Raw genomic sequence first — 13,340 nt, 5'->3', positions numbered from 1 at the left:
TTTTGACCTGCTTGCGCGATTGCAGAAATGCTATACTAATTAAGTTAGTAATTTTTGAAAGAAGGATTCTATGGATGCCACACGCCGCACGTCTAAGCAAGGAAACAACAATCGAACTGGAGGCACCAAACACCGTGCATTATTATGGGTATTTACAATTATTTTGATGTTTACCTTTGCAGGTTTTGTGGGGACATACCTAGCACACAAAACGGTGCTAAATGAGTCGTTTACTCAGTCAGTCGTTAACCAGCCCAAAAATCAAAAAGCATTGGTGACTGAGTTACAGCAGCAGATCAATCAATCTGGGACTCAAAATGGCCTATCTCAGGAAATAACAGGTCATCTGATCGATCAACCCTCTGTTGTGCAGATTGCTGATAAAACGATCCATAATGTGTATCAAGGTCAAACTGATCCGGTCCCAACAACAACGATTCAGGCAATTATTCGTGAAAAAATCAAAACACTGATTCCGGACACCTTATTAAATGTTAATTTAGATTCGATTTTAAGTGAGCTCGATGGCACAATTAAAAATTATCTGGATCGAAATATACAACCCCAGGCAACAGCATTGAGCCAACGCTTGCAAACTATCAAAAAGGCGATTCAAATGGCAATGATCGTCACAGGTATGATTGCAATTGTTTGTCTAGTGATTATTTTGTTAAATGCCGCTAGTATAACCCTGGGTTTGCGGTACTTAGGCTATGGGCTTACTGGGGGCACATTGATCAGTGGAGTGGGCACGTTCATAGCACGTATGCGTTTGATCCCAACTGTGACAAACATAAGCCGCCAATTGCAAGGTATATTAGATAGTTGGATTGATAAGGCAGTTGGGCGAGTTTATATGCTCAGTGGCATTTTTATTGTTGGTGGTCTTATTTTGGTACTCATCACGAGTTTGATTTATCATCGTCAGGCTAGCAAAAACTAACTAGCTTAACTTTTCCATTGGGTGAAGGTATTGTCTTTTGGAACCCGGTTAAAATAAAACTGTTTGCAAACAAATAGAGGGGTAGCTACAAAACATTATTTTTGTTGCCGTCCCTCTATTTAAATTTGCACCAGCTAGCCTAAATTATCCTAACCGAGTTATAAAGTCATCCTTAAAATTTCAGGTTCAGCTACAAGATATTGATCGACTTCATTGAGAAACCTTTGAAAATGTGGTGTTTGGTTATGTACCGCAACAGCCGCTTCATCTTGCCAATGTTCAATAATTTCATATTCATTGTCTGTGCCAAGCTTTTTGTAATGTCCATAGCTCAAATTACCACTTTCTGCCCGCGATCCAGCGACGAGATCTGCGATAAAAGCTTCATAAGCCGATAACTGATCTGGTTTTACTTTTAATGCAACATTGATAACTTTCATGAATACGCATCCTTTCCAAGGCAATTATCACATAAATGAAGCTGCTGGAAAAGTAGGTTTCAATTAGTTTTAATTTTGTTCCATACTTTCGGAGCGTTGGGCGGCGGCGGCACGAACAAAATGAACCGTCAACCCTAAGGCTAAGCCGACCAAAGCAGGAACGACCCAATCCATGCCCATATTTGCGAACGGCAAGTATTGCTGCAAACGAGCAACCCCTTTACCAAAAGTACTTTGACTGACGACAGCCGGGAAAGCAACGACCATATCAGATAAAGCTGGAATTGCCGTGAATAAGACAACAAAGAAGTATACAACTGAATCACGATGAAATAATGGTGATGTCAAAGATAGTAAGATCAAAACCATCGCAAACGGATATAAGAACATGAGCATTGGTGTTGACCAAGCAATGATTTGATCAAGACCAAAGTTAGCAGTTAAGAATGAAGCGGCACACATAAGTCCCAACCAAGTTCGGTAGCTGACTTTAGAGAAATGTTTATGGAAGTCTTGGGCAAAAGCGGCTACTAGACCGATAGCTGTGGTCAAGCAAGTCACTGTTAGCAGAGTTGCTAGAACAGCGTGACCAAAGGCACCCATATAGTGGGTCACAATTTGATTGAATACGACTCCGCCATCAGCTGAGACTTTAAAATAGGCTAAAGAAGTTGCACCCATTACAATCAAACCAAGATAAATCAAACCGATCGTTCCGGTGGCAAAAACACCAGCTTTGGCAGTAACAAGGGAAACACGACTAGATTTATGGACACCAAGACCCTTTACCGCAGTAACCACGGTAACTCCAAAAGCTAATCCTGCCAAAGCATCCATTGTGTTGTAACCTTGTAAGAAGCCGTTAAAAAATGACGCATGTTGGTATGCAGTGGTTGAAACTTGCGCGGAAGCCGTGCCTAGTGGTTTAACAAAGCCTAAAAAGAAAACAAAAAATAATAGTAATAGAAACAGTGGATTTAAGACTTTACCTACACTTGCCATAATGCGGTTTTGCTTGTATGAGAATAAGTAAGCTGCACCAAAGAAAAGCGCTGAAAAGATCAGTAGACCGACATGGGTTAACTGATTTGGAAGCAATGGTTGTACCCCTACGGAAAAAGGAATCGTTGCCGTCCGTGGTGTCCCAAAAAGTGGGCCGATCGTTGCATGAATTAAGACCATGAAAGCTAATGCGAAAGCTGGCCCCAGAGGTTTGCCAATATCATAAACACCTTCAGAATGCGTGACACTAATTGCAAGTACAGATAACAATGGCAGTACCACTGCGGTGACTAAGAAACCTAGGGCAGCGGTCAGCCAATGACCGCCTGCTAGTTGTCCTAAATGTAGGGGAAAAATTAAATTGCCCGCACCGAAAAATAAACCAAATAATAATGAACTAACTACAAAATAGTCTTTGGCAGATAGCTGCCGTTCCTCTAAGCTTTTCATGTGAAAATCGCTCCTCATAGTATTGTCGTTGATGCTTGAAATAATTGCTGATAATCTGAATCTGATCTTCCATGAAACCATCTCCTTGACAATAAAAAAACGCCCTCTAATGAAATAAACTCTTTACTTCATTAAAGGACGATTAGAATAATCCAACGTGGTACCACCTTAATTTACAGCGATATGGATCTATCGCTGCCTCGATTCACGCACAGATAACACGATGCGCTAACACGATAATGGGTGTCCCCAAGATACTTACTGGCACTTCAGTATCTAGCTCAACAGGGATTTTCATCTTAAGCTTAAAGGCTTCCTTGCACCTAACGAAGCTCGCTGACAGGGCTTAAGACTACTCTTCTGTCTCACAGCATTTATTAATCAATTGTTAACAGTAGTATAATTTTATTCATATCCTATGTCAAGCCGTTTTTTAGATTTTCTCGGCGATATTGTAAAATAAAAGACAGCTATGGACAAGGAGGACGCCTATGAGTGAAACAGTGCAATTTGATAAACAGCATTGGCACTATTTGACAGATTTATCTCAAGATCGGGGTAAAACGCTGTTAGAGAAATATCAGCTGCCAAAGAAATTTTTAAAATACACGCGAGATGTTAAGGAACGTGCCAGACTAGAATATGATGCTGATTCGGGTTTTTGGCTGCTGATTTTTCGCATCATTCATCATGATAATAAGTTGGGTTATGGGACCGTTCCAATTGCGTTTATTTGTGATGATACAGATTTGTTTGCCATTCAGCTTCATGGTGGTCAAGATATGGCCCAGATAAAAGCTGCTGTTTTAAAATTAATCGAAGAAGAAACAACTAGCTCAACATTATCGGTTTTGTATCAATTGCTGACTTTATTGACGGAACAGTTTTTCGACGCAATTGATGCCATCAATGATCGGCGGACAAAATTGGAGAATCGTAAAGGCCGACCAACCAATAAAGCAATCAACCAACTAACCGAGTTAGGCAAGAGTTTGGTCTATTTAACAACTGCAACGAATAATAATTTGGTAGCGGTGCGGCAATTTAAGTTATCAGCTGAAGGTAAAGATCAATTGATCGAATTGAAGGATTTTGAACGCAGTCATTTAAAAGATGCGATTATTGAGTTGGAACAGGCTCAAGATATGGCTCAATTAGCGACAGATGTGATCGATCGTGTTTCTAATGCTTATAACAATATCTTAAATAATAATCTAAATGAAACGATGCGCTTTTTAACAGTTTGGTCAATTGTTTTAGCAATTCCACCAATAATCTCAGGTTTCTATGGCATGAATGTTAAATTGCCGCTAGCTAAGCAGCCCTTTTCGTGGTTATTTACAATAATTTTGTCTTTGGCGGGCGTTGGCATCATGATTTGGCACCTTTATCGGCGACGTGACTTATAAATTATAAATAATCAAACTTTAATAATTGTTTATTATATTTTGATGTACTATAATTAGGCTGAGAGATAGGGGACATTGCAAAACAAACTTGTCATATGACGAGGAGGCTGATTGTCAATGCCACAACGAAGAAATCCACTTTATTATTTCTTAGTTATTTTTATATTGTTTTTTGGTAATTTTTTCTATTTGAACCATGCTGTTGTGCAAGCAGAAACAAGTACAGTTGAATTTTCGATTTTGCCAGCTGGACCATCTTCGGATGATGAGCAGTGGCACGAGGATGATGATGCAACCTCAACACAGAAAAATCCAACGCCGACTGGTACTGACACCTCACAGTCGGATAAAGAAACAAATCAATCCGCAGATGATGCGAAACACAATAACAATTCTAGTAATAAACTGACACCAGGGTCTGGCAATACTGTTCCAACGCCAGGAACCGTCAATCCTAAAGATACCACAGCTACCGAAACCAAAGTACCTAATGATAATAATGGCGGAGGTACTTCTAGGGTGCAAAACGTTACGCCAAATCAGCCAATCACAGCAGGGCCAGGAGCGGGAACCTTTACCACTGCAGCACCTGCAACAACTACACCCACCCGGCAAACGCCGCCTAAAGAGGACAATGATAACGTTGGCCGCAACGGAACGTATTTACAATCGCTGATGGGTCGCTTACCACAAACAGGCGAAGTTCAAAATTATTTGTTAGTCGTGATTGGAATGGAAATATTGATTGTAGGGATACTGATCATACGTGCCTATTGGAAAAAAACAACAACTGATTCTTAGAATCAAACGCAAGCACCTAATGGTTGAATTAAATTAAAAAGGGCCCACAACTAAGGCATCTAAAACAAACACAAAGTTTTTTTAGATGCCTTAGTTGTGGGCCCTTTTTGGTACGACAAAAAACGGTTATTTTGTCATAAGCTTATGGTTTTAGTCTAGCTTCAAGAAGATACCGGCATCAAACATGGCATCAGTAAAGTCTTTAACATGATCTGTTCGGTTCCAATCCCGTTGTAATTCACAAGCTAATTGAGGAAATGAAATCAATTGTGCACCTGCTTGTTCTACCCGACGAAGCGCAGTTTCATGGGCAAGTGTTGAAGTACCGCCAACTGAATCAACGATAGGATAAACTTCGTATCCAGCTCGTAGGGCATCTAACGTTGGAAAGGTTAAGCAAGCTTCCGTCCATAAAGCGGTGATCAATAATTTCTTGCGCCCAGTAGCTTCAACAGCAGCAACGAAATCTTTGTCCTCCCAGGCATTGATCGATGTTCGATCGTAAGACTTTATATCGCCTAGAGCGGCTTTGAGTTGAGGAATGGTATCTTGATTACGGCCTGTTCTTACATTTACTGTAGATAGAATAATAGGTACATGATAAGCTTTGGCTAATTTAGCAACCTGGACTTCTTTTTGAACCAATGCCGCATGTGGCATTGACTCAATCGAATTAATTTGGGTTGGTTGGTAATCGATGATCAATAAGGCACTGTTTTCTGGTGTAATAAGGCTATCCGTTTGCGGATCACGTTGATCATAACTTGTCATATAAAAAGCCTCCCAATAAGTACGCTTAAAGCGCTATCTATTTGAACATAAGCAGTATAACATGTGTCTTTTAAAAGAGCATGAATTTTTACTTGATCAGAGCTTTAATGCGTTTTTCTTCGCCAAAGGCAACAACGAGCAATGTTAGGACACTCAAGATAACGGCAATATAAAAAATCAAAAAGGTATCATGCCAGCCATGAAGTACTTGACCGAAGATAGTTAAGCCATTTTTCTTAGGGTCGGCAATGGCCGCAAAACCAACTTGAGCCATTAAATCACCGAAAATATAGGCAAAGGTGCCGGTTAATCCATCCGAAACATTCAATGCGTTTTTTGGCACAAAACTAATGACCGAGACGCCAATCAATAATTGTGGTCCATAAATCAACATGCCCAAAAAGAATAATGAAGTATTAATAATCATTGGGGTGGTGCCATAGCGATAACCCAAAACAACAAAGGCAGTGAGAACCAAACAAATAATTGAAACCACCGAACGCCGGCCCTTTAATAGGTCGGAGAACCAGCCCCAGACCACACTGCCAACGATACCGCCAATTTGGAAAATAAAAAGGGTGTTGGCCCCTTGAGCGACCGTAAAATGAAGTTGCTGAACCGTGTACAATGGCGCCCAATTAACAATTCCGATACGCACGACATAGACGAATACATTAGCGATACATAATAACCAGATCCAAGGACTGCGAAGCACAAATGTTTTGAAAATCAACCATTTGCTCATGTTAGCTGCAGCTTGATCTGACTCTGGAATCGGTTCATTAAAAATTTTCTCGCTAGGATCCCAGCCAAGTTCTTGGGGATCATCAGCCCCAAAGAAGAGACCCCAGGCACCAACAAGGAGACCAATAATTGCCGGAAAAATAAACATGCCACCAACATGACCCCCGAAGAGCTTGTTCGCACCCCAAAGTGCAAAAATACCAGCCACGGCACCGCCCAATTCATGAGAAATATTCCAAATACCAATGTAGCGCCCACGAGAAGTAGTCGTTGTCCAGCGAGAGATGGTCGATAGTGAAGCCGAACCGCCGGGGGATTGGAAAAGCCCATTCAAGGACCAAAGGACGAGGATAAGACCCACTGGTGCTTGATCCATCAAAAATAAAACACCAATGATCAAAGTCATTAATGCACCTAATAGTAATAGGAATGACATAAATCTTTTGGTATTTTTACCATCTACAATATAGCCCAGAACCGTTTTTCCGATACCATAAGCTAATGAAAAACCATAACCGATCCAGCCTAAAGCAGTTGTTGAGATGCCATCTTGTTTGACCAATAAGGGCTGGGCAGCTGATAAATTATTGCGAATCAAATACATACAAAAATAAACTAAAAATACAACGGAAAAGGCTTTGATGAACTCTTTAAACCAGCGTTTTCGTTGCTCATCAAGGCTAATACCCAACTTCTTTGGCCGTACCAAGGCAAAAAAGTGCTGCATGATCATACCTCCTTTGTAACTGTTTACATAATTAGTATAACGCTAAATATGGTGGAGTGGAGAACTATGATTATTTTGATGGTTTTCTTTTAATGGTATTTATGTTATATTGAACACTTACTGAAGTAACCTATAAAAAAGTAAGTAAATAAACTCATGAAAGTGAGGAGATTTAATGATGACGATTGTGCTTGTATTAGCTGCCTTTACGATTATTTCATTAAGCGGCTCAAGTCTGGTGCGGCAAGAGGTTCCAGTAAAATCAAAACGTAAATAAAAATCAGAAATAAAAAGATCTATTGGCCAAAGCATTTTAATTGGGCTGATAGATCTTATTTTATTTGAAATTTTTAAGTTGGGCGGTCTCAGTTGATGTTACGACCAAATGAACCACAAATGCTTTTTTGTTTCGCACTACTTTTGAATGCCTTGATAAGTCTTTTGCAGGACTTGAGCTGATTCAGTTAATTTTTGACGATCGGCGTTGTTCAGATCTAACTCAATAATACGTTCCAAACCATTGGCACCAACAACTGCAGGTACGCCAATAGCGACATCTTCCAAACCATATTCGCCCTCTAAATGAATTGATAAAGCGAAAGGTGTCCGATCATCATTTAAAATAGCAGCCGTAATTCGAGTCAAGCTAGCGGCAATGCCATAGAAGGTGGCGCCCTTTTGATTAATGATACTATAAGCTGCATTTTTGACTTTTTGACCGATGGCTTCTAGGGTGTCTGCCTGTTGTGGCTTTGGAACCCAGGCCTTAATTGGTTTGCCGCCAATCGTGGTAAAGTCCCAAACTGGGAATTCAGAATCACCATGTTCACCCATGATATAACCAACAACGCTGCGAGCATCGACATTAAACCGTTGGCCAATTTCAGACCGTAGTCGGGCGCTATCTAACGCAGTCCCAGAGCCAATAATTTGATTACGTGGTAAACCAGTCGTTTTGTAAACAACTTCAGTTAGCACATCGACTGGATTACTTGCAATCAGAATAATACCGTTAAAATCGTTGGCCATGATTTGCGTGGCAATATCTTGAATGATAGCGGTATTCTTTTGAACTAGCTCTAAGCGTGTTTGACCTGGTTTTTGCGGAATACCGGCTGTGATCACAATGAGATCTGCATAGCGGCAATCTGTATAATTTGCGGCATAAATATTTTCTTGAGAAGTGTAAGGCAGGGCATCCATCAAATCTTCCACATCACCCTGGACACGTTTCATATTAATATCAATGATACCCAGACTTTTACCGACACCTGAAGTTAAGCAGTTGAAAGCAAAGCTTGAACCAATCGCACCATCGCCAATTAAAATAATATTTTTTGCGTTGATCATAATTAATAGCCTCCTTATGGTTTAGACACCCTTATTGTAGGCTAAACTTGCTGAAAGCGCACACATAAATAAGTAAAAATAGTTGTTCAGTGCTGGATATTCTGTTAATATTTCGTCATTCAAATTAAGGTCATGATTAAAATGAATTTAAATTTAGGTACTTATGAGTATGTTCAACGTGTCTATAATGAAAACATGCTCTTAAAAGCCTATAAATTGCCTTTGCATTTATCTGATGGCCGCCAAACACCGATTCAAGATGGCCTCATCACATTGTCATTGGAAATTATGGCACAGCATGTTATAAAAATTACGATTGTTACGACTAATCCTCGGTCTAGCATATATATGCAAGTGTTTGAAGGCTTTGAATTTGGTTTTGACGCTGTTGCAACTTGGATCCAGAATTATGAAATTTCTATCAAAACTCATGGACCTTCACGCGGTGTGGTCAAAGGGATCTTAGCTGATTATAATACTGACGCTAACGATAGATTGACGGTTTCATTAACCCGGATCGCTGTGGCCTAAATTAACGCGGTATCATGCCATGATAAATCGTAGTGTAGCGTTTACATTTTCTTTGTCAACGCGTTATACTTAAACCAATTGGACGTTGCAATTGGTTTGTTTATCGAGGAGGTCTATTGATCCATGGCATATCAAACAGTTAATCCTTATACAAATGAAGTCGTTCAGAAATATAACAATAGTACGCCAGAAGAAATTGAGGCGGCTTTAGCACAAGCATATGACTTATATCAAAGTTGGCGTGATGATCCGGTTGCTTCAAGGACAAAATATTTGCACAAGCTCAGTCAGTATTTCACGACCCACGTGGATGAGTTAGCCCAAGTTTTAGTGACTGATATGGGTAAACTTTATTCAGAGGCACAAGGTGAAGTGGCAATTTGTGCCGATATTGCTGAGTATTATGCGCAGAATGCCGAACGCTTATTGGCACCAAAGTCCATTCCGACAATTGCTGGACAGGCCCAAGTTTTGAATCGACCTTATGGGGTTTTGATGGCTGTTGAACCTTGGAATTTTCCATATTATCAAATTATGCGTGTCTTTGCGCCTTATTTTGCCGCCGGAGATCCCATGGTTCTAAAACATGCTTCAAATACACCGGGATCAGCTCTAGCTTTTGAAAAAGCAGTGCAAGCGGTGGGGGCACCAGCCGGTTCGTTTAAGAATTTGTTCTTAAGCTACGAACAGGTGTCCGATGTGATTGCCGATGAACGTATCGCTGGTGTTTGTTTAACCGGTTCTGAACGTGGTGGCCGTTCTGTTGCTAAAGAAGCTGGACAAAATCTGAAAAAATCAACCATGGAACTTGGCGGTAACGATGTGTTTGTGGTCTTAGATGATGCAAATTTGGCTGAGGCTGAAAAAATTGCTGCTTCTTCCAGACTTTATAATTGTGGGCAGGTATGTACTTCTTCCAAACGCTTTATTGTGACTGAGAAAAATTACGCTCACTTCTTAGAGAATTTGAAGCAGCAGTTTGCCGCCGTAAAAATGGGCGACCCGATGGATCCAGAAACCACCTTAGCACCTATGTGTTCTAAAAAAAATAAAAATAAATTACAGGAACAAGTTGACGAGGCCATTGCTGCTGGCGCAACTGTTTACTATGGTAACGAGCCAGTTGATTTGCCTGGGCAATTTTTCCAGCCAACGATCTTAACAGATATCGATCGTGACAATCCAGCCTACTATGCGGAAATGTTTGGACCTGTGGCTCAAGTTTACAAAGTCAAAGATGAAGCAGAAGCCATTAAGCTAGCCAATGACTCTCATCTAGGACTGGGCGGCATCGTCTTTAGTGGCGATCCACAGCATGGGGCTGAAGTAGCTGCTAAAATCGAAACCGGCATGGTCTTTGTGAATACCTATTTAAGTACGTTACCAGAACTACCATTTGGTGGTGTCAAACAATCCGGTTACGGACGTGAGCTGGGAGATGATTGTATCTATCAGTTTGTCAACCAAGAGCTCGTTGTCAAAAATCCGCAAGCCGGTTTACCTGATAATCGTTTCGGTGGTTTGATTGCGCCTGGTTTGATCAAGGATTAAAGCATTGTTTTTGACGACGTCTAATTAGTTCAAAGGGGTCGTTAAGCGATAAAAAAGCATCACGGACAGTCCTCTGATAACTATCCGCGGTGCTTTTTCAATTGGCTGTCGTTACGTGCTGTAAATACTGATAACTATCTAACATTTCTTGACAATCCAGTTGGTTTTTCAAGTTAATTTCAAAGATATTTGTGGCTTGGACATTCAGATGTGGCAATAGTGCGGCCCAATCAATTTTTCCTTGGCCTAATGGCAAGCTGTCATGGGTTTTACCCATCGAGTCAACTAAGTGATAGTGGACAATGTGGGGCGCTAAGCGTTGCAGACTTGTTTGTAGTCGTTGATTATTACCATGAAGGTAGATGAAACCATGACTGATATCGAAACACAAACGCAGATTGGCTTGGAAAATACGCTGGTCGATGGTTGAATCTCCAAAAGGAAAAACAGGAGAAATTGAATTTTCAAACATCACATGGTCGCCACCTAAGGATTGAAAATAAGCCAAGCGTTTAAAAACTAAGTTCCTTGCAGCTGTCACACTGGGATAAAATGTTTTAATGTAACTGATTGGCTCGTTGTAAGATCCATGAAGTAGGACTTGAACGTCGTGTTTGATAGCTAATTGAATCAGTTTTTCAGACCCGGACATGAGAAAGTTATATTCAGCGGTTGCCTTGGTGGCATCAGCAAACATTTCATTATGAATCTGCTGGTATTTCATAGGGTGGTGGATTACTATTTGATGAATCCCATGAGCCTTTACCAAATCGATCATATCCGCTAGATGAATGAGGCCATCACTGGTTAAGTCGTGGGTATCTGTATAGAATTCAAATACTTGAGGGTTGTATTGCAAGCGATTTTTAATTTGAGCCAAATCTGTACTGGCTTTTAAACCTAAATAGGGAAACATTATCTCACTTCCTTGGTTCTATCATACCAGTCATGAGTAAAAAAATAGTTACAAATATTTGTTTTTATGTTATATTAATTGCTGGTGCCAAACCTATAGATTTTAAAAAGACCGTTGTCATTGGATGACGGCAGAAAGTAGCCATGACAGATTAATTTCTGTGATGGCTATTTTTGTAGCTAAAATTTGAGACTGCGCTAAAAAACGAACAGCGACTGATTCGTGGCTAGGGGACAACGTTGCTTTTTGGAAACTATTTAAGCAGAAAAAATATGTTAACTACTTGTTGATTGAATGTATTTAATGCCTATGAAATACCTGAACTAGTTTGTTGGTTTAGAATTGACGATTTCTTTCAAACCATTATTTATAATCTCGTACTCTGACAGTTGTAAATTGAACTTTATTGTGTCGATCTTCTTACTATTTCTATCATATAAAAACATCTGAGATGTAAACTTAACGCCGTACATGCCTAACAAATTGACGATACAATCCAAAATTTGAACGTCTTCAAAGCTTAAGCCAGTGCTCTCTTCTGGAGCATGCTTCATGCTGATTACAAAACAGTCAGGAAAAAGTTCAGTTTGAACCCGTGATGACAATATCTTTCTAATAGTCAGCTGTTTTTTCAAAATATCGCCTACGTAATCTTTAATACCCATACTTTATTACCCCTTTGAATAAAAAATTTAGTTAGAAAGAAGTTTTTACTCTGAAAAAAGCGATTTTTACACTCATTTCCAGCTGAAGTTTTCAGTGTAAGTAATCAAAGTAATTAGACTTTAGTCGTCAGCTAGTACTGGATACTCAGCTCAGAATACAAACAATAGTGCCTCAGCTTAGTGCCTACTTATTTTTCAAAATATAACTCACTGCTTTAACTGTACGGATTTCAAGGCAAGTTTTTGACCACTTATAATTTAGTTTTGACCACTTGTTTGAAAAACGATTCATTCCGATAAAAAATAAGCTATTCTAAGAGTCAAGGAGTTGGTAAATATTGAAAACATTAGCCATGCATCATTTAAAGGGTAAGTATTATGATCAAAAAGTCACACATCAAGTTTGCTTACAATTTAAGCCTCGGCCCTTAGCCATTTTGTTAGGCCCCAATGGTACTGGTAAACCAGAAATCATTCGAATGTTGCTTTGAGATGAAATAGCGACATTCTACTTATTGGTATATTAATGATAACTTTATCGAAGCTAGCCAAAAAATTTGAATATGATGTGGGTGATTAGGTGCAAATCCAACTTGAATTAGATCCTGACTTAAATGATACAGAAATACAGATTATCATTAAAGCAAAAATATATTCGAAGACAATTGATGAATTGATTCAGTATCTCACGGCATTTCAGAGGCCAGCAGAAGTGATTGCTGTACCTGGAGACGACCAGATCAGTATGATCAAAGTCAAAAATGTCATTGCTATTGAGATATTTAAAAATGAATTAGACATTCATACGGTTAACGGGACGCTTAAGACGCAAGAGCGATTATATCGGTTTTTAGCAAAGTTGCCGCAACAAAATTTTGTGCAGATATCTAAGAGTTCAGCTATCAATGTAACGCATCTGATTCGGCTGGAAGCAGGTTTTTCCGGTAACATGACCGCAATTTTAGATCAAGAATATCGACAAAATGTGAGTCGAAAATATTTGCACGATTTGAAACAAAAATTAGGTGTGTAGGTGAATA

14 protein-coding genes and 1 other annotated feature are annotated in these 13,340 nt (G+C 39.7%); of the genes, 7 read left to right on the top strand and 7 right to left on the bottom strand.

Annotated elements, in window-relative coordinates:
* Positions 1–70: 70 nt before the first annotated feature.
* Complete coding sequence (locus FHQ08_RS08315) at positions 71–943, top strand: hypothetical protein (protein ID WP_230913946.1); 873 nt, start codon at positions 71–73, stop codon at positions 941–943.
* Between the two features lie 158 nt (positions 944–1,101).
* On the opposite strand, the gene FHQ08_RS08310 is transcribed toward FHQ08_RS08315, so the two are convergent.
* Positions 1,102–1,383 (bottom strand): putative quinol monooxygenase, encoded by a 282-nt coding sequence (locus FHQ08_RS08310; RefSeq protein ID WP_230913945.1) that lies wholly within the window; start codon positions 1,381–1,383, stop codon positions 1,102–1,104.
* Between the two features lie 69 nt (positions 1,384–1,452).
* A complete protein-coding gene (brnQ, locus tag FHQ08_RS08305; protein WP_230913944.1) occupies positions 1,453–2,835 on the bottom strand; it encodes a branched-chain amino acid transport system II carrier protein in 1,383 nt (460 codons plus the stop codon).
* 131 nt (positions 2,836–2,966) lie between these two features.
* Positions 2,967–3,213: a binding site (T-box leader), on the bottom strand.
* 113 nt (positions 3,214–3,326) lie between these two features.
* Here brnQ and FHQ08_RS08300 point away from each other — a divergent pair.
* Together FHQ08_RS08300 and FHQ08_RS08295 are read left to right on the top strand one after the other, a co-directional pair.
* Entirely contained in the window at positions 3,327–4,244 is a 918-nt protein-coding gene (locus FHQ08_RS08300) for a magnesium transporter CorA family protein (protein WP_230913943.1), read from the top strand.
* A 117-nt stretch (positions 4,245–4,361) separates the two neighbouring features.
* Positions 4,362–5,045, top strand: a complete 684-nt coding sequence (locus FHQ08_RS08295; protein WP_230913942.1) for an LPXTG cell wall anchor domain-containing protein — start codon at positions 4,362–4,364, stop codon at positions 5,043–5,045.
* Between the two features lie 150 nt (positions 5,046–5,195).
* Here the strand turns inward: FHQ08_RS08295 and FHQ08_RS08290 are convergent, their stop codons facing one another.
* The 3 genes from FHQ08_RS08290 to FHQ08_RS08280 all read right to left on the bottom strand — a co-directional run bounded on the left by FHQ08_RS08290 (position 5,196) and on the right by FHQ08_RS08280 (position 8,637).
* Positions 5,196–5,816, bottom strand: a complete 621-nt coding sequence (locus FHQ08_RS08290) for an isochorismatase family protein (RefSeq protein ID WP_230913941.1) — start codon at positions 5,814–5,816, stop codon at positions 5,196–5,198.
* 88 nt (positions 5,817–5,904) lie between these two features.
* Entirely contained in the window at positions 5,905–7,287 is a 1,383-nt protein-coding gene (gene uhpT, locus FHQ08_RS08285) for a hexose-6-phosphate:phosphate antiporter (protein WP_230913940.1), read from the bottom strand.
* A gap of 414 nt (positions 7,288–7,701) precedes the next feature.
* Positions 7,702–8,637: an L-lactate dehydrogenase gene (locus tag FHQ08_RS08280; protein ID WP_230913939.1), complete on the bottom strand. Its 936-nt coding sequence runs from the start codon at positions 8,635–8,637 to the stop codon at positions 7,702–7,704.
* A gap of 141 nt (positions 8,638–8,778) precedes the next feature.
* Between FHQ08_RS08280 and FHQ08_RS08275 the strand changes: the two genes are divergently transcribed.
* Both FHQ08_RS08275 and FHQ08_RS08270 read left to right on the top strand, forming a co-directional pair.
* Positions 8,779–9,168, top strand: coding sequence for a hypothetical protein (locus FHQ08_RS08275; protein WP_230913938.1), 390 nt, complete (start codon positions 8,779–8,781; stop codon positions 9,166–9,168).
* A gap of 123 nt (positions 9,169–9,291) precedes the next feature.
* Complete coding sequence (locus tag FHQ08_RS08270) at positions 9,292–10,719, top strand: NAD-dependent succinate-semialdehyde dehydrogenase (RefSeq protein ID WP_230913937.1); 1,428 nt, start codon at positions 9,292–9,294, stop codon at positions 10,717–10,719.
* 97 nt (positions 10,720–10,816) lie between these two features.
* Here FHQ08_RS08270 and FHQ08_RS08265 read toward each other — a convergent pair whose 3' ends face one another.
* Complete coding sequence (locus FHQ08_RS08265) at positions 10,817–11,635, bottom strand: TIM barrel protein (protein WP_230913936.1); 819 nt, start codon at positions 11,633–11,635, stop codon at positions 10,817–10,819.
* Between the two features lie 323 nt (positions 11,636–11,958).
* Complete coding sequence (locus FHQ08_RS08260; protein ID WP_230913935.1) at positions 11,959–12,300, bottom strand: hypothetical protein; 342 nt, start codon at positions 12,298–12,300, stop codon at positions 11,959–11,961.
* A gap of 338 nt (positions 12,301–12,638) precedes the next feature.
* Between FHQ08_RS08260 and FHQ08_RS08255 the strand changes: the two genes are divergently transcribed.
* Both FHQ08_RS08255 and FHQ08_RS13215 read left to right on the top strand, forming a co-directional pair.
* On the top strand, positions 12,639–12,791 hold the full coding sequence (locus tag FHQ08_RS08255; RefSeq protein ID WP_230913934.1) for a hypothetical protein: 153 nt from the start codon (positions 12,639–12,641) through the stop codon (positions 12,789–12,791).
* Positions 12,792–12,880: 89 nt separating this feature from the next.
* A complete protein-coding gene (locus FHQ08_RS13215; protein WP_230913933.1) occupies positions 12,881–13,333 on the top strand; it encodes a LytTR family DNA-binding domain-containing protein in 453 nt (150 codons plus the stop codon).
* Positions 13,334–13,340 lie beyond the last annotated feature (7 nt).

Origin of the sequence: Agrilactobacillus fermenti (assembly GCF_021030645.1) — a bacterium.
In the GTDB taxonomy this organism is placed as follows: Bacteria; Bacillota; Bacilli; order Lactobacillales; family Lactobacillaceae; genus Agrilactobacillus; species Agrilactobacillus fermenti.
The sequence above is the reverse complement of the archived record's forward strand: the minus strand, read 5'-3'. Positions and strand labels throughout refer to the sequence as shown.